The sequence below is a fragment of the Sphingobium sp. PNB genome, from assembly GCF_019873065.1.
Classification (GTDB): Bacteria; Pseudomonadota; Alphaproteobacteria; order Sphingomonadales; family Sphingomonadaceae; genus Sphingobium; species Sphingobium fuliginis.
On sequence record NZ_JAINEZ010000041.1, the window covers coordinates 15,213 to 37,027 of the forward strand.

Here is a 21,815-nt window from a genome sequence, read left to right on the forward strand (position 1 = left end):
TGTAAGGCCTGTGCCGGCAAAAGACCAGCCTATCCCGCGTTCAGTGCGGCGCGCCTGCGGCCATAGAGGAAATAGACGGCCAGACCGATGGCGTTCCAGAGGAGGCAGGCGAGGATGGTCTTCGCCGGCAGGCTGATGAACAGATAGGCGCAGCCGCCGATGGCGCCGAGCCCGACCAGCCATCCGGCCGGGGTGCGGAAGGGGCGCCTCATGTCGGGCATGCGCCGGCGCAGGATCAGCAGGCATGCGCCCACGGCGGTGAAGGCGATCAGCGTTCCCGCATTGGCCAGCGCCGCGATCTCGTCGATGGGCAGCAGGCCGGCGATGATCGCGACCAGCAGGGCGGTGACGGCGGTGATCCGGGCGGGCGTCCCGCGCCGGGAGATCAGCGCCAGCCTTTGCGGCAGGAAGCCGTCGCGGGCCATGACGAGGAAGATGCGGCTCTGGCCGTAGAGGAAGCCCAGCAGCACCGTGGGAAGGGCGATGACCGCCGCGATGGCGACGATTCGCGCCACCTGTCCCTGGCCCATTTCACGCAGGATCAGCGCCAGCGGTTCGGGACTGCCGGCAAAGCGGGTGAAGGGCATCGCCCCGACCGCCGCCGCCGCCACGAGCACATAGATCAGCGTGCAGGCGACCAGCGATCCGACGATGCCGATGGCAAGGTCGCGATCCGGGTTCTTCGCCTCCTCCGCCGCGGTGGAGATGGCGTCGAAGCCGTAGAAGGCGAAGAAGATGATCGCCGCCGCGGCCATGACGCCGCGCTCGACGCCGTCCGGCGCCATCGACTTGGCGAAGCCGAAGGGCATGAAAGGCTGAAGGTTCTGGGCGTCGAAGGCGGGCAGGGCGATGGCGACGAACAGGCTGAGCGTCGCGATCTTGATCACCACCAGCAACGAGTTCAGACGCGCGCTTTCATGCGTGCCGAGCATCAACAGGCCGGCGACCACGGCGATGATGAAGATGGCGGGCGCATTGACCAGGCCGCCAAGTTCCGGCCCCCTGGTCAACAGGTCCGGGAAGCCCGCCGATGTCAGCAGGGGTGCGGCATAGCCGGACCAGCCCACCGCCACGGTCGACACGACCAGCGAATATTCGAGGATCAGGCTCCATCCGACGATCCACGCAATGCCTTCGCCCAGCACGACATAGCTGTAGCTGTACGCGCTGCCGGCGGCGGGCATCATGGTGGAGAGTTCGGCATAGGCCAGCGCCGCGCAGGCGCAGATCGCGCCGGCAATGGCGAAGGACAGCAGCACGGCTGGCCCCGCCCGGTCCGCGCCGACGCCGATCAGCGTCAATATGCCCGTGCCGACGATGGCCCCCACGCCCAGCGCCAGCAGGTGCGGCCAGGACAAGGTGCGCGCCAGCCTTTGCCCCTCATGCGAGGGCATCATCGCCTCCATCGGCTTGCGGCGCGTCCAACCCATGTCCTGATTCCCCTCTCTGCACGGCGCACCTTGCCGCTGCCGAAGCTGCTGGCAAGGGGTTTTACAAATGTAAGGCAGCGCCGGGCCGCCTCTCGCGACTCCCCTGATATTCTGTTACAGGGACGCAAACAAAGGTCGCGACGGCTTAAATCTTCTTGAAAAGGGGGAAGGCGTCCCATGGATGCTGCTGCGTCGACCGTTCCTGCGTCCGTGCGGGAAAATGGCTTTTACTTCGTAATGTCGGTCGCCATCGCGGCGACGGTGATCGGGGGCTTCGGCTCCTACGCGCTGCGCGGGATGGTGGATGTGGCGCGTGTGCCCTATTGGGTGCATGTCCACGGCGCGGTGTTCGTCGGCTGGACATTGCTGTTCGTCATGCAGAACGCCTTTGCCCATCGCGGATCGATGGCGCTGCATCGGCGCATGGGATGGGTGGCCGTGGGCCTGGCCACGGCGATGGTGCCGCTGGGCATCCTGACCATGAGCATGGCGGTCGTGCTGGACCGGGTGCCGCCCTTCTTCACGCCGCCGATCTTCCTGGCGCTGAGCCTTCTGGAACTGCTGACCTTCGCCGCCCTGCTGACGGACGCCATCCGGATGCGCCGACGGACCGAATGGCATCGGCGGCTGATGCTGTGCGCCATGGTGGCGATCATCGGGCCTGCCTTCGGACGCATCCTGCCGATGCCGCTGCTCGGCCCCTGGGGCGGGCTGGCGGTGATGAGCGGGCAGATGCTGTTCGTCGCGGCCGGCATGGTCCATGACCTCGCCACGCGGGGCCGGGTGCATCCCGCCTATGCCGTGGGCGCTGCGGCAATTCTGGTGGAGGGACTGGCCGTGCCGGTCCTGGCGGCGACGCGGCCTGTCCTCTGGCTGGCTTCCGCCCTGGCCGGCTGAGCCGCTTTCGGTTGCGTCGGGCGCGCCCTTGCGCTAAGGGCGCGCCAGCAGTCGGATGGTTTGCCGTCCGATACCCTGACAGATCCATGGCACTCAAGAGGAGTACCGGATGGACGCTGGCCGGCGAGGTTTCGCCCGCCGGCGATTTTGTCGTTTGACGGGGTAAGCAAGGTTTTCCGGGCCTTTCGGCCCAAATTGAGGTGATGATGTTCGATTCGCTAAGCGATCGTCTGGGTGGGGTATTCGACAAGCTGCGTGGGCGCGGTGCGCTGACGGAGGACGATGTCCGCGCCGCGATGCGCGAGGTGCGAATCGCGCTGCTGGAGGCCGACGTCGCGCTTCCGGTGGTGCGCCAGTTCGTCGATCAGGCGACCGAGCGGGCGGTCGGCAGCGATGTGCTGCGATCGGTCACGCCGGGGCAGATGGTCGTCAAGATCGTCTCGGACACGCTGACCGAGACGCTGGGTTCGGAATCCTCCGACCTGCTGATCGACGTGACCCCGCCCGCCGTCATCATGATGGTCGGCCTGCAGGGTTCGGGCAAGACCACCTCCACCGCGAAGATCGCCAAGCGCCTGAAGGAAAAAGAGCGCAAGAAGGTGCTGATGGCGTCGCTCGACGTCCAGCGACCCGCCGCGCAGGAGCAGTTGGCGGTGCTGGGCACGCAGACCGACGTGGCGACCCTGCCCATCGTGCCGGGGCAGCAGCCGGTCGACATCGCCAGGCGGGCGTTGCAGGCGGCGAAGCTGCAGGGTTTCGACGTGGTGATGCTCGACACCGCCGGCCGGCTGCATGTCGATCAGGCGCTGATGGACGAGATGAAGGCGGTGGCCGAAGTCTCCAGCCCGGCGGAAATCCTGCTGGTGGTCGACTCGTTGACCGGTCAGGACGCGGTGAATGTCGCGACCAGCTTCACCGCGCAGGTGCCGCTGACCGGCGTGGTGCTGACGCGCATGGACGGCGATGCGCGCGGCGGCGCGGCGCTGTCGATGCGCGCCGTTACCGGCCGTCCGATCAAGTTCGCGGGTACCGGCGAAAAGCTGGACGCGATCGAGCCGTTCCATCCTGCGCGCGTGGCGCAGCGCATATTGGGCATGGGCGACGTCGTCTCGCTGGTCGAAAAGGCCGCCGAGACCATCGACGCCGAGGAAGCCGACAAGCTTGCCAAGAAGATGGCCAAGGGTCAGTTCGACATGAACGACCTGCGCGCCCAGCTCAACCAGATGCGCCGCATGGGCGGTCTGGGCGCGCTGGCGGGCATGCTGCCGGGCCTCAAGAAGGCGCAGGCGGCGATGGCTCAGAGCGGCGCCAACGACAAGACGCTGATCCATCTCGACGCGATGATCGGGTCGATGACCCCCAAGGAGCGGGAGAAGCCCGCCCTGATCAACGCCAAGCGCAAGATCCGTATCGCCAAGGGTTCCGGCACGACCGTGCAGGAAGTCAACAGGCTCCTGAAAATGCATCAGGAGATGGAAACGGCGATGAAGAAGATCCGCAAGATGGGCGGCCTGAAAGGGCTGGCCAAGATGTTCACCGGTGGTGGGCTGGATGGGATGCTGGGCGGTGGCGGCGCGCCTCCGCAGGGTTTGCCGGGACTGGGGGGCAATATGCCGAACCTGCCACCCGGCTTTCAGAATTTTATGAAGAAGTGAAGCTGCTCGTCATTGGCGCAAGCTGGGATGACGAATTGAAAAACACGTAATTTGGTACAGAAAGGTAAGGTCAGGTTTCATGGCAACGTCCATTCGTCTTTCGCGCGGCGGTTCGAAGAAGCGTCCCTATTACCGCATCGTCGTGGCGGACAGCCGCGCCCCGCGTGACGGCAAGTTCATCGAGCGCATCGGCAGCTACAACCCCGTCCTGCCCAAGGGCGACGAGAAGCGCGTCGTTCTGAACGTCGAGCGCGCGAAGCACTGGGTTGCCGCCGGCGCGCAGCCGACCGACCGCGTGGCCCGCTTCCTGGATGCTGCCGGCGTGAAGGAACGCGCCGCCCGCAACAACCCGAAGAAGGCCGAGCCGGGTCAGAAGGCCAAGGATCGCGCCGAAGACCGCGCCGCCAAGGCTGCGGAAGCCGCTGAAGCTGCCGAAGCCGCCAAGGCGGCCGCCGCCGAGGCCGCTGCCGCTCCGGCCGCCGAAGCACCGGCGGAAGAAGCCGCTCCGGCCGAAGAATCGGCTGAAGGCTGAGCCCTTTGACCGACAAGCCCGTCACGCTTGCCGTCATCATCGGCGCGCATGGAGTGACGGGCGAGGTCCGTCTGAAGCTGTTCGGGGAGGGGGCTGAGGCCCTGAAATCCTATGACGGCTTCGATGCGGCGGGGCGCAGGCTGACGTTGAAGTCGGTGCGCCCCGGCCCGAACGGCGCGGTCGCCCGCTTTGCCGAAGTCGGTGATCGCTCCGCGGCGGAGGCGCTGCGCGGCACCGAACTGACCGTTCCCCGTTCGGCTTTGCCCCCCCTGGGGGAGGGCGAATATTATCATGCCGACCTGATCGACCTGCCCTGCTTCTCCAGCGATGGCGAAGGGCTGGGCCATGTCGTGGCGGTCGAGAATTTCGGCGCCGGCGACATCATCGAGGTGGAGCGGCCCAACGGCAAGCGGTTCATGGCGCCGATGCATGCGGTGACCATTGCGGATGAGCGGGCGGTCATAGAGGCCGCGTTTGCGGCTTGAGCTTCATTCGCCAGGGCAATTGAACCGCCGTGCTCCTGCGAAGACAGGAGCTCAGATCGGACGGTGGAACCAGGCTCCCGCCTTCGCAGGAGCAGCTTGTAGATCAATCGGAGGCAGTAAGAGGGCGCGAACCATGCCGAAAATCCTTGCCGCTCTCTATCTGCTCCTGATGGTCGCCGCTGGCTGGCGTCTCTTCGCCATGTCCTGGTCGCGGGCGCTCAAGATCGCCGCGGGCGTGGCGATGGTCGTTCCCATTCCGATGCTGTTCCTGCTGCCCGCGCTGGTGCAGCCGGGCCGGCCCTTCGCGGACCTGCTGTGCGCCATCGGCATTGCGCTGATGCTCGGCGGCGGGGTGTCGCTGCTGGGCAGCGTGACGGGCGCCTGGTTCAAGGCGCGCAAGGCATGAGCTTTCAGGCGCAGATATTGACGCTCTACCCGGAGATGTTTCCTGGGCCGCTGGGCGTGTCGCTGGCCGGGCGGGCGCTGGCGGAGGGGAAATGGGGCTGCGATCCCATCCACATTCGCGACTTCGCCACGGACAGGCATCGCACCGTGGACGATACGCCCGCGGGCGGCGGGGCGGGCATGGTGTTGCGGGCCGACATACTTGGCCTTGCCATCGATCATGCGCTGGAAAAGCGCCCGGACCTGCCCGTTATCGCCATGACGCCGCGCGGCGCGCCGATCACCCAGGGGCGCATCCGCCAGCTTGCCGCCGGTCCCGGAGCCACCATCCTCTGCGGCCGGTTCGAGGGATTTGACGAGCGGATTTTCGACGCCCGGCCCGTCGAGCAGATCAGCATGGGCGACATCATCCTTTCCGGTGGAGAAATGGGCGCCCTGATGCTGCTGGATGCTTGCATCCGCCTGCTTCCTGGGGTAATGGGCGCCGCTTCCAGTGGGGATGAAGAGAGCTTCGAAAGCGGCCTTCTCGAATATCCGCACTATACCCGGCCCGTTATATGGGAAGGGCGTATGATCCCCGAAGTGTTGCGATCGGGGGATCATGCGAAGATCGCCGCCTGGCGGAAACAAAGGGCGGAAGAGGACACACGGCTAAGGCGGCCGGACCTTTGGGAACGCCATATCGGCGTTCGGGACCAGCCGCCCTCTGGTGCGCAACGCGAAAAGTAGGACTTGAAGTCATGAACCTGATCCAGCAGATCGAGGCCGAGAACATCGCGGCCCTCGCCAAGGATATTCCGGAATTCCGCCCCGGCGACACGCTGCGCGTCGGCGTGAAGGTCGTCGAAGGCGACCGCAGCCGCGTCCAGAATTACGAAGGCGTCTGCATCGCCCGCTCGAACAAGGGCATGGGCAGCAACTTCACCGTGCGCAAGATCAGCTTCGGTGAGGGCGTGGAGCGCGTCTTTCCGCTCTATTCGCCGAACATCGATTCGATCACTGTCGTCCGCAAGGGCGTGGTGCGTCGCGCGAAGCTCTATTATCTGCGCGGCCGCACCGGCAAGCGCGCTCGCATTGCCGAGCGCCGTGAAGTGCGCAGCGAGGATTGATCGCTTTCATACTGTCTTGACAGTTGTAAAAAAGAGACAGGCGGCATCCCATGCGGGTGCCGCCTTTTTCTTTATGCATCAATGATTTGATCCGGAATTGCGGGGATTTCCCCTTTCCCCGTCAGCCATGATTTTGCGCCGCAGCAGAAATTCGTTTTTCTTTGATGGCGGTTTTGTGTCAGCGTTCCGTTTCCAGAGATTGCTCAATATTTCGAAGATCCAAGCCTGCGGCTCTGGAGCAGGATCATCGTAGCTCAAAGGATTTGAACGAACTGTTCAGGTAAGAACAAGAAAATCTGTCGGGAGAGGCTCTCTTCATAACGAAGCAAGGGGGCTGGTTCATGAACCACAAGAGTTTCGTTTCTCGCGCAGCCATGATTATTGCGCTGTCTTCTTCAGCAACAGTTTACGCACAGACTGATCCGCAAGCGGCCTCCGCCACGGATGGCGCGGCGATCATCGTCACCGGCACCCGCCTGACCGGGATGAAGGTGGCCGACAGCCCGGCGCCGATCCAGCTCCTGGGCGCGGACACGTTGCAGCGCACGGGCTCCCCGGACCTGATGCAAAGCCTGGCGCAGCAGCTTCCCTCCGTCCAGGCGCAATCCTTCGGCAGCGACCTTCAGGCGCATAACCTGCAGATGAAGCTGCGCGGCCTCAGCCCCAACCACACGCTGGTCCTGGTCAATGGCAAGCGGCGTCACGGCACCGCCAACGTCTCGGTCGCCGGTGGCCCCTATGGCGGCAGCGCCGCTCCGGACGTCAGCTTCATCCTGCCCGAATCGATCGAGCGCGTGGAAGTGCTGCAGGACGGCGCGGCGGCGCAATATGGCACGGACGCGATCGCGGGCGTCATCAACTTCCTCCAGAAGAAGGCCGACCATGGCGGCTCCATCAATGCGACCGGCGGCGAATATTACGACCAGGGCGGCAAGACCTATGCGATCGGCGGCAATATCGGCCTGGCGCCCTTCGACGGCGCCTATCTGAACATATCGGCGCAGAAGAAGCACAAGGGCTTCAGCTTCCGGGGCGACATCAACCCGCAATCGATCAACCTGTCCAACACCTATCCCGAAATCAGGAACCTGCCCGGCTATCCCTATACCAACCGGATCATAGGCGACCCGCACATCGACCAGACGGTCGTGAACTACAATGCCGGCTATGAATTCGGCGACTATGAAATCTACAGCTTCGGCAGCTACGGCCACAAGAAGGCCGCCGCCTATGAGAATACGCGCCCGCCGACGACCGTCGTCAGCGCCGGCGGCGTGCCTTATTATGCCGGCGGCTTCCAGCCGCAGGAGCGCATCGACGAGACCGATTATTCGGTGACCGGCGGTTTCCGCGGCACATTGGGGGACACGACGTTCGACCTGGCGTCCACCTATGGCAAGGATCTGGTCAAGGTCTATGTCTATCATTCAGCCAATGCCCAGCTCTACGCCGATACCGGCTTCACGCCCGAAACCTTCCACAATGGCGACTTCTTCAACACCCAGTGGAGCAACACGCTCGACCTGACGCATGCCGTGGACATTGGGCTTTCGGAACCGGTCAACATCGCGGCGGGCCTGGAATTCCGGCATGAGACCTATGGCATCCGGGCCGGCGATCCGGCCTCCTATTATGGCGGCGGTGCGCAGTCCTTCTTCGGCTACAGCCCCAATGACGCGGGCAAGTACAAGCGGGACAATTTCTCGCAATATCTGGACATCAGCCTCAAGCCGCTGGAAAACTGGCTGGTGGACGGCGCGGTCCGCCACGAACATTATAGCGATTTCGGTGACACGACCGTCTTCAAGCTGACCAGCCGCTATGACTTCTCCGACGCCTTTGCGTTGCGCGGCACGGTCAGCACCGGCTTCCGCGCGCCGACCCTGGCCGAAGGAGGCTATTCCGGCCTGAACGTCGGACCGGGCTTCATCGGCGGCGTGCTTCCGCCCGCATCGTCCGCCGCGGCGTCGCTGGGCTTTGGCGGCCTCAAGCCTGAAAAATCGACCAACTTCAGCCTGGGTACGGTCATCAACCCGGCGCGCAACTTCACCATCACGCTGGACGCCTATCAGATCACGATCCGCAACCGCATCATGACCTCCACGGCCTTCTCCGGCTTTACCGGCAATCGCTGCCCGGCGGGTTATGCGGGCGGCAATGCGGCGGCCTGCCTGCCCTTCGATGCGGACCAATATGCCATCTACAACCAGTTGGCGGTGCTGAGCGCGGTGAACGCGGCGCTGGGCGGCAGCAGCACGGTGACGGACTGGAGGACGGCGGACGCGATCCCGGCCTATGTGCTGTTCGCGGACAATGGCGTCGACCGCAACACCGAGGGCGGGGTGTCGGTGCAGAGCTTCGTCAACGGCGTGAAGATGCGGACCCGGGGTGTCGACCTGGTGGCGAGCTATGTCACCGACCTTGGCGAAATGGGCAAGCTCGACCTGACCTTCACCGGCAATTACAACGCCAACAAGGTCCTGGGCATCAATCCGCTTCCTTCCGCGCTCTATTCCAGCACCGTCAATCCCGAGCTGACGCGCCTTATCGACGCGTCGAGCGAAGTGGAGCTGGAGCACAGCACGCCGCGCTTCCGGGGCACGTTCAACGCCTTCTGGACCTGGGGCAAATTCTCCGCCAACCTGCGCGAAAGCTATTATTCGCAGGTTTATACGCTGGAAACCGCGCGCAGCGGCCCGGATGCCGGCGACCTCATCAAGGTGCCGGTCAAGGAGGCGTTCATCACCGACCTCGAACTTGGCTACCAGATCGCCAAGCCGATCAAGCTTTCCATCGGTGCGAACAATCTGTTCAACAAATATCCGACCCAGCGGTCCAAGGAGTTCATCCGCAACGCGGAACTCGCCAATGGCGAACGCGGCTATTCGACCAGCAAATATCCGACCATCTCGCCTTTCGGCATCAATGGCGGCTATTATTATGCGCGGGTGAACGTCACCTTTTGAAAAAAGGCGGACAGGCCTTCCGGCCTGCCTGTCTTGCAACGGGAAGGGCGGCGAACGGCACGAGCCGTCGCCGCCCTTCTGCCTTTTATCGGTGCCAGTCCATGCCGCTTTTCCACCGTATCGCCACCCCGGCCGACGAACCGGCGCTGCTGGAACTGATGACCCTGGCCATCGACCGCCTGCAATCCGGTTTCCTGACACCGGAACAGGTGAAGGCCAGCCATGGCTTCATGGGGCTGGACAGCCGGTTGATCAGCGACGGCACCTATTTCGCGATCGAGGATCGGGGGGAGATTGCCGGTTGCGGCGGCTGGAGTCGGCGCGCCACGGCCTATGGCGGCGACCATAGCGCGGGGCGGGACGACCGGCTGCTCGATCCGGCGACGGAGGCCGCCAGGGTGCGGGCCATGTACACCCATCCCGATCATGTGCGGAAGGGCGTGGGCACGCTGATCCTCTCCCTCTGCGAGGCGGCGGCGCGGGCCGAGGGCTTCGCGGCGCTGGAACTGTCCGCCACCATGGCGGGCGTGCCGCTTTACCGCAGCTTCGGCTTCGCCGACATGCGGGCGTTCGAGGATAGCGGCGTGCCGCTGATCCTGATGCGCAAGCCTATTGCCGGCCAGAGTCCCGACTCGTGAACCAGAGGCCGATCAGGCTGAGCGCCGCCGCTGCCGACATATAGAGGCCGACCAGCTCGACGCCCTGGACCTGGATCAGCCAGGTCGCGACGATCGGCGCCAGCGCGCCGCCGATGATGCCGCCCAGGTTGAAGGCGAAGGACGCGCCGGTATAGCGAAGCTGCACCGGGAAGAGATGCGGCAGATAGGCGCCGAGCGGCCCATAGACGAAGCCCATCAGGAACAGGGCGAGGCTGAGGATCAGGAAGATCGGCAGCAATTGCCCGGTGCCCATGGCGGGACCGAAGATCACGCCCATCGCCACCGTGCCGATGCAGCCCGCGACCAGCACGCGGGTCGGGCTGCTCCTGTCCGACCACCAGCCGGCGACGATGATGCTGAACGCCATGAACAGGATCGCGCCCAATTGGATGGCGAGGAAGGTTTCGCGGTCGATCCTGAGCGTGGTGGTGCCATAGCCGAGGGCGAAGGCGGTCGCGATATAATAGACGGCGAAACAGGCGGCGCAGGCGAAGGTGCCCGCGACGGCCGCGCCCAAATGGCTCTTGAACAGCGTGGCGAGCGGCACGGCGGGCGGCGGCGCTTCGGCCCGGGCGGCAGCGAATTCGGGGGTTTCGGTGAGCTTCAGGCGTATCCAGAGGCCCAGGATCACCAGCACCGCGCTGCCCAGGAAGGGCAGGCGCCAGCCCCAGGCGAAGAAATCCTTGTCAGTGAGGAACATGCCGAGCAACAGGAACAGCCCGTTGGCGGCGAGGAAGCCCACCGGCGCGCCCAATTGCGGGAACATGCCGAAGCGCGCCCGCCAGCCCGGAGGCGCATTCTCCACCGCCAGCAAGGCCGCGCCGCCCCATTCGCCGCCAAGGCCGAAACCCTGTCCGAAGCGCAGGAGGCACAGGATCAGCGGCGCCCACCAGCCGATGCTCTGATAGGTCGGCAGGAATCCGATCGCCAGCGTCGATCCGCCCATCAGCATCAGCGACGTCACCAGCGTCGCCTTCCGCCCGATGCGGTCGCCATAATGGCCGAACACCGCCGCGCCCAGGGGCCGGGCGAAGAAGGCGAGGGCCAGGCTGCCATAGGCGGCGAGCAATTGTGCCGACGGGGAGGAGGCGGGGAAGAAGAGCGGCCCGAAGACCAGGCTGGCGGCGGTCGCGTAGATATAGAAGTCGTAGAATTCGACGGCCGTGCCGATCAGGCTGGCCGCCAGCACCCGCTTGTGGCGCAGCATCGCGCCCATGCCGCCCATTTCCCTGGCCCCTGCTTCCACCGCTTGCACGCCCCCCATCGTCGTCATTTCCCCGCCCGCTTCTGGTTCAGCAATTCATAGGCCATAACCGCGCAGGCGACCGCCGCGTTCAGGCTGTCCGCCTTGCCCAGCATCGGCATCTTCACCAGCAGGTCGCATTCGGCTTCATAGCTTTCGGGAAGACCCTGCGCCTCATTGCCGACCAGCAGGAAGCTGGGGCTTTGGTAGCGCGGTTCCTGATAGTCGTGCGTGGCCTTCAGGCTGGTGCCGATCAGCTCGCCCGGCCCCTGGCGCAGCCAGTGCATGAACTCGCCCCAGCGCGCCTGGGTGATGCTTTGGGTGAAGAGGGCGCCCATGCTGGCCCGCACGGATTCGACGGAGAAGGGGTCGACGCAATCGTCGATCAGGATCAGCCCGCCCGCGCCGACCGCATCGCCGGTGCGCAGGATCGTGCCCAGATTGCCGGGATCGCGCAGCGACTGGGCGACGATCCAGATGTCGGCCCTGCTCCGGTCGAGCTTCGCCAGGGGGGTCAAGCGGTCGCGATAGACGCCGACCACCGCCTGCGGATTATCCTTGCCGCTGATCTTGGAGAGGATGTCGGGCGTCGTCTCGATCACGTCGCCGCCCGCCGCCTCCATCGCCGCGATCAGGTCGGCGGCGAGGGGGTGGGTGGAACCGGCGTGGAACAGCATTTCGGGCAGCACGCCTTCCTCGCGCGCTTCGGTCAGGATGCGCAGCCCTTCGGCCAGGAAGAGGCCCTCCGCCTTGCGGAACTTCTTCTCCCGCAGGGAACGGACGCGCTTCACCAGCGGGTTGGAAAATCCGGTGATTTCTCGCGCCACGATGCTGTCTCTTGCCCTTTTTGCAGGTCCGCCGAAACGGCCTCTCTATAGGGGGAGAGGGGAAAAGGGTAGGGGGCTTGGCAGGGTGGGGATTTGGCCTTGCTGCCGGCGGGCTTTAAACCGGATCCCCTATCTCAGGTCGCCTGGGAGGCGCCGTGCCGGGCGACGGCGACGCGGTTGCGGCCGGAGCGCTTGGCTTCATAAAGTGCCATGTCCGCGACCGCCAGCCAGCTTTCGCCTGTCGGCCAGTCGCCGCGCAGTTCCGCCACGCCGAAGCTGACGGTGGCGCGCAGCGGCGGCGTGCCGGGCATTTCCGCAGCGGCGATCGCGTCGCAGAAGCGCTGCGCCGCCCTTGCGGCATCGTCCTCCGCCGTTTCGGGCAGCAATATGCCGAATTCCTCGCCGCCCAGCCGCCCGAGCGAATCGCTGGGGCGTTGCAGGCCGGCGCAGAGCCGGGCGATGCCGCGGATCACCTCGTCGCCAGCGGGATGGCCGTAGGTGTCGTTGATATGCTTGAAATGGTCGATGTCGAACAGCAGCAGGCTGGCGGGCCGCTCATGCCGTTCGAACAGGGCGATGGCGCGGTTCATTTCGGTGAGAAAGGCCCGGCGGCTGAGCGCGCCGGTCAGATGATCGCGCTCCGCGATGCGGCGCAGTTCGAGCTGCTCGACCACCAGCGCGGCGAGGTTCTTGAGGATGGCGATCTGCGCCGGGTCGAATTCGCGCGGCACGGTGTCGATCGCGCAGAGCGAACCGATATTATAGCCGTCCGGCGTTTCCAGCGGGATGCCGGCATAGCTGCGGATGTTGGGATCGCCCGTCACCAGCGGATTGTCGCGAAAGCGGGCATCCTCCTTGGCGTCGGTGATGACCATCGGCGCCCGCTGGCGGATGGTGTGGTCGCAAAAGGCGATGTCGCGGGCGGTTTCGCTTTCGTCGAGGCCGGCCAGCGACTTGAACCACTGCCGATCGGTGTCGACCAGCGAGACGGCCGAAATCGGCACGCCCAGGATGCTGCGGACCAGATCGGTGATGCGGTCGAAGGAGGATTCCCTTGGCGTATCCAGAACTTCGTACCGGTTCAGCGCGGCGAGACGCGCCGGTTCGTCCATCAGCTTTGGATCGAGCATTGCCAACTATCCTCAACCGGCGGCGCGCCCTTCCTGCGCCCCGCGATTCCCGTTCGATATTATCCTGTGATAGTCGCTTGCCGATGTTTGACAAAGGCTTAGCAGGCTCGACCGGCCTTATTCCTCGCCAAATTTATCCTCGACCAGCGTCACCAGCTTGCCCAGCGAATCGGCTGCCTCGGGACCGGTGGCGCTGATGACGATGCTGTCCCCCATCGCCGCGCCCAGCATCATCAGGCCCATGATGGAGGTTCCGGTGACTTCGCTGCCATCCTTGCGCACGGTGATCTGCGCGGGAAGGCCGCTGGCCAGGGTCACGAATTTCGCGCTGGCGCGGGCGTGGAGGCCCCGGCGGTTGCTGATCCTGACTTCCTGGCTGATTTCGCTCATGTGGTGCTGCCCAACAGTTCCGATGCAACGCTGATATATTTCTGACCCGCTTCCCGCGCGGCGGCGACGGCCTGGCGCACGTCCATGACCTTGCGCGCGCTTTCCAGGCGGATCAGCATGGGCAGGTTGATGCCCGCGATCACCTCTATCTCGCCCGCCTTCAGCAGGGAGATGGCGAGGTTGGAGGGGGTGCCGCCGAACAGGTCGGTCAGCAGGATCACCCCCGACCCGTCGTTGACGCGCGCCACCGCATTGGCGATGTCGGCGCGGCGCATCTCCATATCGTCCTCAGGCCCGATGCAGATGGTCTCGATCTGCTGCTGCGGACCGACCACATGCTCCATCGCGACGACGAATTCCGTCGCCAGCGCCCCATGGGTGACGAGTACCAGTCCAATCATCTTGCTTACGTGGCCCACCTGTTCTTCATGGATTACGCTTTCGGGCCTCCCGGTCTGCGCTTCTCCAGGGCGTCCTGGGGCGCTGATTCCATATTGCGGTGCGAGACCGTGGGCGAAAAGCCCGCATCTTGCAAGTATCTGGCGATGCGTTCGGCCACATGGACCGACCGATGGCGGCCGCCCGTACAGCCAAAGGCCACGGTAATGTAGCTTTTTCCGCCCTCCGCATAGCGGGGCAGCAGCAGGGCCAGCAAGTGTTCGATGCGCCCGACCGCCTCCTCATAGGCGGGATCTTCCATGATATAGGCGGCGACAGCGGGGTCGAGCCCCGTCTTCGGCCGCAGCGCCTCCTCCCAATGGGGATTGCGCAGGAAACGCATGTCGAACACCAGATCGGCGTTGAGCGGCACGCCGCGCGAATAGCCGAAGGACATGATGGTCAGCACCGGGTCCGACAGCCCCTCGCGGGAGAAGCGGTTGCGGATTTCCTGTTGCAGGCCGTTGCTGGTGAGGCTGCTGGTGTCGATCACCTGATTGGCCCAGCGGCGCAGCGGTTCGGTCAGTTCCCGCTCGCGGGCGATGCCATGGCGGGCCGGGCGGTCGGTGGCCAGCGGATGGCGGCGGCGGGTTTCCGCGAAACGACGCTCCAGCTCCTCGCCGGAGCAGTCGAGGAACAGCGTTTCCACATCATGGCCGTGGCGAGCGCGCAGGGCCTTGATCCGCTGGACGATGGCGGCGGCGTCGAAGCCGCGGGTGCGCGCGTCGATGCCCAGCGCCAGAGGACGGTCCGTCCCTTCCTCATGCCCCTCCGGCAGGGGGGTGTCGAGCAGGCGGTCGAGCAGCACCAGCGGCAGGTTGTCGACCACTTCCCAGCCCATATCCTCCAGCGTCTTGAGCGCGGTCGTCTTGCCCGCGCCTGACAGGCCCGACACGAGCAGGATGGTCTTCGGCGTTTCCAGGCTCACAACGGGTCCATGCTCCCGAGGCCCAGGGTCCGGACGGCGAGTTCCACCTTGATCGGGGCGGATGCTTCGAACGGGGCGAGCCGGACCACGGGGATTGCGACCCCGGCGATGGACCGTTGCGCGGTTTCCGGCGGCATGCGCTCCACATCGTCGCTGAGGTCGACCGCCAGCGCGACCGGGGCGTTGTCCGCATGGGGCATGTCGACCAGGCCCAGGCCGCGCACCTCCATCATGCCGACGATCCGGTCGGGCGCGCGGGCGAACAGGCGCCCTTCGATCTCCAGCAGGCGGGTATAGTCGTCGCTCACCAGCACGGCGCCGCGATCGATCAGGCGCAGCGCCAGGTCGGACTTGCCCATGCCGCTGGGGCCGCAGAGCAGCACGGCCCGGCCGTCGATCGCCACGCTGGTCGCATGCAGGGTTTCGGAAGAATGTGTCGACGCCATATCGCCTTATCGCTTTGACGTCATATTAGCTCCTGTTGGCGCTGGTGGAAATCGAATTAACCGGGGCGTTTCTCATTATGGTGCAGTGGGGTGTGGGGGAGCGGTAAATCCAGGCTATTCCCCGCAGACGGTCGGTGCGGGCGCAGCGGGCCTGGGGGGCGGCAGTCGAAAATCCCGGCCTCCTCCCACCCATGGGAGGGGGAGTATCTGAGCCTCCCCTTTCCGGCTTATTCCGAAACGATCCCCGGATCGCGTTCGACCGCCATGGGCAGGCGCACGATGAAGCAGGCGCCGCTTTGCGCGTCCTGGCGGTCCGCGATGCTGATCTTGCCCTGATGCCCCTCCACGATGGAGCGGGCGATGGCGAGGCCAAGGCCCGAATGCTTGCCGAACGCCTCATTTTCCGGGCGGACGCTGTGGAACCGGCGGAAGACATGCTCGCGTTCCGATTGCGGGACGCCGGGACCCTGATCCTCCACGCTGACCAGCACTTCATTGTCCGCCACGGTCGCGACGATCTGGACCAGCCCGTCATCGGGGGAGAAGGAGATCGCATTGTCGATGAGGTTGTCGAGCACGCGGATGATCCGCTGCTCCTCGCCCAGCGCAACCGCGACATTCCTGCGTGGCCGGGCGAAGGCGAGGCGCACGCCGCGGGGCACACCGCGGGCTTCGCGGGCGACCACCATCTTCTCGATCAGCAGGCCGAGGTCGATCGGCTCGAACCGGGTGCGGGAAAGCTGCGCGTCGATGCGCGAGGCTTCGGCAATGTCCGTCACCAGCCGGTCGAGCCGGCGCACATCGTCCTGCGCGATCGCCATCAGCTGGGCGCGCAGTTCCGGCTTGTCCACCCGGTCCAGCGCGTCCAGGGCTGAACGCAGGGAGGCGATGGGGTTCTTCAGCTCATGGCTGACATCGGCGGCGAAGGCGTCGGTGGCGTCGATCCGCTGGCGCAGCGCATGGCTCATGTCGGACAGGGCGCGGGCCAGCATGCCGATCTCGTCCCGCCGGTCGGGCAGGCGCGGCACCGTGACTTCGCGCGCCCGTCCCAGCCGCACGCGCACCGCCGCGCGGGCGAGGCGTTGCAGCGGCTGCACGATGGTCCGGGCCAGGAACAGGGAGAGCAGGACGGAAGCCAGCACCGCCGCCGCCAGCACCATGCCCAGGCGGAAACGCTCCGCGCGGACGGTGCGCGTGATGTCGCGGGCGTTTTCCGTCGCCAGCAGGCCGGTGCCGTCCTTCACATTGACCGCCGCGGAGATCATGAAGGTGCGGTCGGGGGCATAGCGGTTCACCGCCTGGGTGCGGCCGCTTTTGCGCGCCACCACCATTTCGGGCCATGCCTGTGCCCGGTCGACCGCCGGCTCCTCGAAATTGGGCGGGCGGTCGGCGGACACGATGCGGTCTATCACCTTGTCGAGGAAGCGGGCGACATGGCGCTGCCATTCCTCCTCGGCGGGCAGGCGCAGGCGATAGCGCGGCGCGTTCATGGCGAAGCTGTCGGCGATCAGCCGTCCCTGCGCGTCATAGCGGCGCACGCGGTCGCCGGTCTGCCGCGCATAGGCGGCGATCAGCGCGTCCTGCCGGTCAGCCGGCGCATTTTCAAGGCCAATGGCCAGCAGCTTCAATTCGCGCGCCGACTGCTCCAGCCGGTCGTCGACGATGCGCGTGCGGTAGCTGTCCAGATAGAAGAAGCCGCCCGCCAGCAGCGCCAGCGCGAACACATTGACCGCCAGGATGCGCGGGGTCAGGCTGATCCGGCCGGACCAGCTCCACCTTGCGCCCGCGTCATGCTTCTTCGGAGAAACGATAGCCGGCGCCATAGAGGGTGTCGATTGCGTTGAATTCGGGGTCGACTTCGCGGAACTTGCGGCGAAGGCGCTTGATGTGGCTGTCGATGGTGCGGTCGTCGACATAGACGTCGTCCTGATAGGCGGCATCCATCAGCTGGTTGCGGTTCTTGACCACGCCGGGGCGCGCGGCGAGCGTTTCCAGGATCAGGAATTCGGTCACGGTCAGCGTCACGTCCCGGCCCATCCATTTGACCCGGTGGCGGGCAGGGTCCATTTCCAGCCGGCCGCGCACGATCGGTTCGGCCACCGGCTCGTCGGGCGCGGCATCCACCTTGCTCGCCTCCGCCCGGCGCAGGATCGCGCGGATGCGCGCGATCAGCAGCCGCTGGGAGAAAGGCTTGCTGATATAATCGTCCGCGCCCATGGCGAGGCCCAGCGCCTCGTCCAGTTCGTCGGCCTTGGACGTCAGGAAGATGACCGGCATATGGCTCTTTTCCCGCAGCCGCCGCAGCAGTTCCAACCCGTCCATGCGCGGCATCTTGATGTCGAACACGGCCAGGTCGGCGGGATTTTCTATCAGCGCCTTCAGCGCCGCCTCCGGGTCCGAATAGAGGCGCGTCAGGAACCCTTCCGTCTGCAACGCGATGGAGACGGAGGTCAGGATATTCTTGTCATCGTCCACCAGAGCGATGGTTGCGGTCATGCTGCGCCCCGAAAATCGTCGGCAATGGGAATGCCCCTGCGTTAGACGAAGGCGGCTTCCCCTGCAAGGAAGGCCGGGCGGGCGGGTTATGCGGTGTAGCCATGGGAATTCGGGATAAATGCCGGGGATGCGGGGTTTCCCGGGGTTTGACGCATCTTCTGCAAAGGCTTATGCCCGCTAGGTCTGCAGCAGATGGCGCCAAGCGGCGAAGATCGCGGCGTTGAGAGGCGGACCGGCCGTGAACATGATAAGATGGCGGCCGGACATAATGATATTCAGGAGTAAAGGCGTGCAGGCCAAATCCTCTTTCACCCTCGATCGGCAGGGCATTTCCACCAGCGCCGATCAATATTGGAATCTGGGCACCGCGCCGCTGGTCGAAGCCGCGCTTGCCAATGGCGAGGGCATATTGGCCAAGGACGGCCCGCTGGTGGTCAAGACCGGCAAGCATACCGGGCGGTCGGCAAGCGACAAGTTCATCGTCAGGGACGCGGAAACCGAATCCACCGTCTGGTGGGGCAAGACCAACGTGCCCATGACGCCGGACCATTTCGCCGCGCTGAAGGCCGATTTCTTCGCCGCCCTGGGGCAGAAGGACAAGCTGTACATTGCCGATCTGTTCGGCGGATCGCAGCCTGAGCATCGCGTCAACGTGCGGATCATCAACGAATTCGCCTGGCATAACCTCTTCATCCGCACGCTGCTGGTCCGTCCGGGCGCGGAGGAGCTGGCGGATTTCGCGCCTGAATATACGATCATCGACCTGCCCACCTTCCAGGCCGATCCGGCCCGTCACGGCACCCGCAGCGAGACGGTGATCGCGGTCAACTTCACCGAGAAGCTGATCCTGATCGGCGGCACGCGCTATGCCGGCGAGATGAAGAAGTCGGTCTTCGGCATCCTCAACTATCTGCTGCCGACGCGGGGCGTGATGCCGATGCACTGTTCGGCCAATATCGGCCCGAACGGCGACACGGCGGTCTTCTTCGGCCTGTCGGGCACGGGCAAGACCACCCTGTCGGCCGATGCCAGCCGCACGCTGATCGGGGATGACGAGCATGGCTGGTCGGACACCGCCGTCTTCAATTTCGAGGGCGGCTGCTACGCCAAGATGATCAACCTGTCGGCCGAGGCCGAGCCGGAGATCTTCGCCACCACCAAGCGGTTCGGCACGGTGCTGGAAAATGTCGTCATCGACGAGGAAACCCGCGAGATCGACCTGGACGACAACAGCCTGGCCGAGAATAGCCGGGGTTCCTACCCGATCGACTTCATCCCGAATGCGTCGGAGAAGAATCTGGGGCCGGTGCCGAAGAACATCATCTTCCTGACCGCCGATGCTTACGGGGTTTTGCCGCCGATCGCGCGGCTGACGCCGGACCAGGCCATGTATCATTTCCTTTCGGGCTATACCGCGCGCGTCGCCGGGACGGAGATCGGCGTGACGGAGCCGTCCGCGACCTTCTCCACCTGCTTCGGCGCGCCGTTCATGCCGCGTCACCCTTCCGTTTACGGCAACCTGCTGAAGGAACGGATCAACAAGGGCGGCGTGACCTGCTGGCTGGTCAACACCGGCTGGACCGGGGGCAAATATGGCGTCGGCAAGCGCATGCCGATCAAGGTGACGCGGGCCCTGCTGAACGCGGCGCTCGACGGCAGCCTCAACAACGCCGAATTCCGCACCGATCCCAATTTCGGCTTCCAGGTGCCGGTTGCGGTTCCGGGCGTGGATTCGACCATACTCGATCCGCGCGCGACCTGGCCCGACAAGGCGGCCTATGACGAAACCGCCGGCAAGCTGGTCAAGCAGTTCGTCGACAATTTCGCCCAGTTCGAGGATCATGTCGATGCGTCGGTGCGCGACGCGGCGCTGACGGCGGCCTGACAGGCCCGCATTTCGTAACGACAGTGGCCGGGAGCGATCTTCCGGCCTCTTTCGCTTCCCGTCGGCGGGACGGAATGCTATCCTGCATCAAACTTCAGCGGGATATGAGCTATGGCACTGTTCGACGATTTGCTGGGCAATATGGGTAGCCTGGAGGCGGTTGCCGCGAAGATCGGCCTTCAGCCCGACCAGATGCAGGCCTTGATGAGCGAAATCGGCGGCAAGATCGCTTCGGGCGAGACCGATGTCGCCGCGCTGGCGACCACGGCCGCCGAACATGGCGTGTCGGCGGACAAGTTGCAGGAGCTGTTCGCCCATTTCGGCGGCCCGGAAGCCATATTGTCGAAGATCGGAGGCCTGTTCGACCGGGATGGCGACGGCAATCCGCTCAACGAACTGGGCGGGCTGGCCAAAGGTCTTTTCGGCTGATCCGCCGTCCCGGCACACGCTGGGATGACGGATTTTGCGGAAATGGCCGGGATACCCCGGATTGGGTATGCTTTTGGATAGATAAGCGATTATGAGCTTGCTGCGGGACGGGCGTGTCGGCGCTCCGGGAGCAGGGGAAAATCATGATGATGGGGGATATGCTGCGCGGCAGCGCCGCCATTGCAGCGATATTGAGCAGCAACGCGCAGGCGCAGAGCCAATTTCTGTCCGGTGAATGGATGCAGGACGGGGCCTGCGTGCCCAGCTACCGTGCCCTGAATGCGCCGGAGACGCGCAATCTTCCCTGCTGCGTGCCGGCGCGTCGCGCGGTGCCGCCGCTTTGCCCGCGGTCCTGATCCGGAGCGGATGATCGCCAGCTTTCGCACGGACAAGTTTTTTTCGCCTTGCCTTGGAACGTCCTAAGGGGCATTCGCGCTGCATAGCTTATTGCGAAGCCCACGCAACTGACGCTCTTACCGCGACAGTCGCCCTGGATTTGGCAGGGGAAAAGGTTTTGAACGACGTGACGATCGAAAAGCCGGTGCTGGAACCGACCGGCGCGCTTTCAGTGGAAACCGTGCTGTCGGTGCGGCATTGGAACGAACATCTGTTCAGTTTCCGCATCACGCGGCCGGCCAGCTTCCGCTTCCGGTCGGGCGAGTTCGTGATGATCGGTTTGCAGGGCGACAATGGCAAGCCGCTGCTGCGCGCCTATTCGGTCGCCAGCCCCGCCTGGGACGAGGAACTGGAGTTTCTGTCGATCAAGGTGCAGGACGGGCCGCTGACGTCCAAACTGCAACTGATCCAGCCCGGCGACCAGATCTATCTGGGGCGCAAGCCGACCGGCACGCTCGTCACGGACGCGCTGCTGCCGGGCAAGCGGCTGTTCATGCTGTCGACCGGCACGGGTCTGGCGCCCTTCCTCAGCCTGGCGCGCGATCCGGACGTCTATGAATTTTACGAGCAGGTCGTGGTGGTGCATTCGGTCCGCCGGGTGAGCGACCTTGCCTTCCATGACGAGCTGTCGGGCAAGCTGGCGGAAGATCCGCTGGTGGCCGAGCAGGCGGCCAGCCAGTTCCATTATGTGCCGACCGTGACGCGCGAACCCTTCCGCAACAATGTCCGCATCGACACGCTGGTGGAAACGGGCGCGCTGTTCGAAGGGATTGCAGGCGAGCCGAAGTTCAATCCCGAGACCGACCGGATCATGATGTGCGGCAGCATGGAGATGATCAAGCAGTTCGGCGCCTATTTCGAGGAACAGGGCTTTGCCGAAGGCTCCAACGCCGCGCCCGGCGCCTATGTGATCGAGCGCGCCTTCGTAGGCTGATCGCCTGCGGCATCGGCAAGGGAAGGGCTGGCGGCGATGCCGGCCCTTCTGCTTTTCCGTGGATGGTCTTCATGACGGGGGCAGGCGGCGCAAGGCCGGCATCGCAACGGCGCCAGACGATGTCATCGCAATGAA

At 65.1% G+C, this 21,815-nt stretch carries 23 protein-coding genes; 13 read left to right on the forward strand and 10 right to left on the reverse strand.

The window, feature by feature from the left end; all coding sequences use genetic code 11:
* Window positions 1–29 precede the first annotated feature (29 nt).
* Entirely contained in the window at window positions 30–1,430 is a 1,401-nt protein-coding gene (locus tag K7W03_RS14885; protein ID WP_044662714.1) for an amino acid permease, read from the reverse strand.
* Between the two features lie 177 nt (window positions 1,431–1,607).
* Here K7W03_RS14885 and K7W03_RS14890 point away from each other — a divergent pair, with 177 nt between their 5' ends.
* The 9 genes from K7W03_RS14890 to K7W03_RS14930 all read left to right on the forward strand — a co-directional run bounded on the left by K7W03_RS14890 (window position 1,608) and on the right by K7W03_RS14930 (window position 10,117).
* A complete protein-coding gene (locus K7W03_RS14890; protein ID WP_222886683.1) occupies window positions 1,608–2,327 on the forward strand; it encodes a hypothetical protein in 720 nt (239 codons plus the stop codon).
* 203 nt (window positions 2,328–2,530) lie between these two features.
* Window positions 2,531–3,982 (forward strand): signal recognition particle protein, encoded by a 1,452-nt coding sequence (ffh, locus tag K7W03_RS14895; protein WP_044662712.1) that lies wholly within the window; start codon window positions 2,531–2,533, stop codon window positions 3,980–3,982.
* A gap of 79 nt (window positions 3,983–4,061) precedes the next feature.
* Window positions 4,062–4,514, forward strand: coding sequence for a 30S ribosomal protein S16 (gene rpsP / locus K7W03_RS14900; RefSeq protein WP_025547592.1), 453 nt, complete (start codon window positions 4,062–4,064; stop codon window positions 4,512–4,514).
* Between the two features lie 5 nt (window positions 4,515–4,519).
* On the forward strand, window positions 4,520–4,999 hold the full coding sequence (gene rimM / locus K7W03_RS14905; protein WP_025547590.1) for a ribosome maturation factor RimM: 480 nt from the start codon (window positions 4,520–4,522) through the stop codon (window positions 4,997–4,999).
* 133 nt (window positions 5,000–5,132) lie between these two features.
* The gene (locus K7W03_RS14910; protein WP_222886684.1) at window positions 5,133–5,405 is read left to right on the forward strand and encodes a hypothetical protein; all 273 of its coding nucleotides are present in this window, start codon (window positions 5,133–5,135) and stop codon (window positions 5,403–5,405) included.
* Window positions 5,402–6,133, forward strand: coding sequence for a tRNA (guanosine(37)-N1)-methyltransferase TrmD (trmD, locus tag K7W03_RS14915; RefSeq protein ID WP_061940132.1), 732 nt, complete (start codon window positions 5,402–5,404; stop codon window positions 6,131–6,133). The genes K7W03_RS14910 and trmD overlap by 4 nt, the downstream gene beginning before the upstream one ends.
* Window positions 6,134–6,144: 11 nt before the next feature.
* On the forward strand, window positions 6,145–6,513 hold the full coding sequence (rplS, locus tag K7W03_RS14920; RefSeq protein WP_025547586.1) for a 50S ribosomal protein L19: 369 nt from the start codon (window positions 6,145–6,147) through the stop codon (window positions 6,511–6,513).
* 341 nt (window positions 6,514–6,854) lie between these two features.
* The gene (locus K7W03_RS14925) at window positions 6,855–9,479 is read left to right on the forward strand and encodes a TonB-dependent receptor plug domain-containing protein (protein ID WP_226870179.1); all 2,625 of its coding nucleotides are present in this window, start codon (window positions 6,855–6,857) and stop codon (window positions 9,477–9,479) included.
* Between the two features lie 101 nt (window positions 9,480–9,580).
* Window positions 9,581–10,117, forward strand: a complete 537-nt coding sequence (locus tag K7W03_RS14930) for a GNAT family N-acetyltransferase (RefSeq protein WP_222886685.1) — start codon at window positions 9,581–9,583, stop codon at window positions 10,115–10,117.
* On the opposite strand, the gene K7W03_RS14935 is transcribed toward K7W03_RS14930, so the two are convergent.
* The 9 genes from K7W03_RS14935 to K7W03_RS14975 form a co-directional block, all read right to left on the reverse strand.
* Window positions 10,089–11,363 carry an MFS transporter gene (locus K7W03_RS14935; RefSeq protein ID WP_222886692.1) on the reverse strand — a complete coding sequence of 425 codons (1,275 nt, stop codon included), beginning with the start codon at window positions 11,361–11,363 and terminating at the stop codon, window positions 10,089–10,091. The two genes, K7W03_RS14930 and K7W03_RS14935, sit on opposite strands and share 29 nt — an antisense overlap.
* A 44-nt stretch (window positions 11,364–11,407) precedes the next feature.
* The gene (locus K7W03_RS14940; protein ID WP_044662706.1) at window positions 11,408–12,208 is read right to left on the reverse strand and encodes a TrmH family RNA methyltransferase; all 801 of its coding nucleotides are present in this window, start codon (window positions 12,206–12,208) and stop codon (window positions 11,408–11,410) included.
* 134 nt (window positions 12,209–12,342) lie between these two features.
* On the reverse strand, window positions 12,343–13,338 hold the full coding sequence (locus K7W03_RS14945) for a sensor domain-containing diguanylate cyclase (RefSeq protein ID WP_222886686.1): 996 nt from the start codon (window positions 13,336–13,338) through the stop codon (window positions 12,343–12,345).
* Between the two features lie 117 nt (window positions 13,339–13,455).
* On the reverse strand, window positions 13,456–13,728 hold the full coding sequence (locus tag K7W03_RS14950) for an HPr family phosphocarrier protein (protein ID WP_025547580.1): 273 nt from the start codon (window positions 13,726–13,728) through the stop codon (window positions 13,456–13,458).
* The gene (locus K7W03_RS14955; protein WP_025547579.1) at window positions 13,725–14,129 is read right to left on the reverse strand and encodes a PTS sugar transporter subunit IIA; all 405 of its coding nucleotides are present in this window, start codon (window positions 14,127–14,129) and stop codon (window positions 13,725–13,727) included. Before K7W03_RS14955 ends, K7W03_RS14950 begins: the two co-directional genes overlap by 4 nt.
* A gap of 32 nt (window positions 14,130–14,161) precedes the next feature.
* Window positions 14,162–15,094: an RNase adapter RapZ gene (gene rapZ, locus K7W03_RS14960; RefSeq protein WP_222886687.1), complete on the reverse strand. Its 933-nt coding sequence runs from the start codon at window positions 15,092–15,094 to the stop codon at window positions 14,162–14,164.
* A complete protein-coding gene (locus K7W03_RS14965) occupies window positions 15,091–15,540 on the reverse strand; it encodes an HPr kinase/phosphorylase (protein WP_025547576.1) in 450 nt (149 codons plus the stop codon). The genes rapZ and K7W03_RS14965 overlap by 4 nt, the downstream gene beginning before the upstream one ends.
* Window positions 15,541–15,767: 227 nt before the next feature.
* Window positions 15,768–17,363, reverse strand: a complete 1,596-nt coding sequence (locus K7W03_RS14970) for a stimulus-sensing domain-containing protein (RefSeq protein ID WP_025547574.1) — start codon at window positions 17,361–17,363, stop codon at window positions 15,768–15,770.
* Complete coding sequence (locus K7W03_RS14975; RefSeq protein ID WP_044662702.1) at window positions 17,329–18,036, reverse strand: response regulator transcription factor; 708 nt, start codon at window positions 18,034–18,036, stop codon at window positions 17,329–17,331. The genes K7W03_RS14970 and K7W03_RS14975 overlap by 35 nt, the downstream gene beginning before the upstream one ends.
* Before the next feature lie 289 nt (window positions 18,037–18,325).
* Here K7W03_RS14975 and K7W03_RS14980 point away from each other — a divergent pair, with 289 nt between their 5' ends.
* The 4 genes from K7W03_RS14980 (at window position 18,326) to K7W03_RS14995 (ending at window position 21,680) form a co-directional block, all read left to right on the forward strand.
* Entirely contained in the window at window positions 18,326–19,921 is a 1,596-nt protein-coding gene (locus K7W03_RS14980; RefSeq protein WP_061938393.1) for a phosphoenolpyruvate carboxykinase, read from the forward strand.
* A gap of 111 nt (window positions 19,922–20,032) precedes the next feature.
* Window positions 20,033–20,350 carry a hypothetical protein gene (locus tag K7W03_RS14985; protein WP_222886688.1) on the forward strand — a complete coding sequence of 106 codons (318 nt, stop codon included), beginning with the start codon at window positions 20,033–20,035 and terminating at the stop codon, window positions 20,348–20,350.
* A 143-nt stretch (window positions 20,351–20,493) separates the two neighbouring features.
* On the forward strand, window positions 20,494–20,706 hold the full coding sequence (locus K7W03_RS14990; protein WP_226870181.1) for a hypothetical protein: 213 nt from the start codon (window positions 20,494–20,496) through the stop codon (window positions 20,704–20,706).
* Between the two features lie 158 nt (window positions 20,707–20,864).
* Window positions 20,865–21,680, forward strand: a complete 816-nt coding sequence (locus K7W03_RS14995; protein WP_222886689.1) for a ferredoxin--NADP reductase — start codon at window positions 20,865–20,867, stop codon at window positions 21,678–21,680.
* Window positions 21,681–21,815 lie beyond the last annotated feature (135 nt).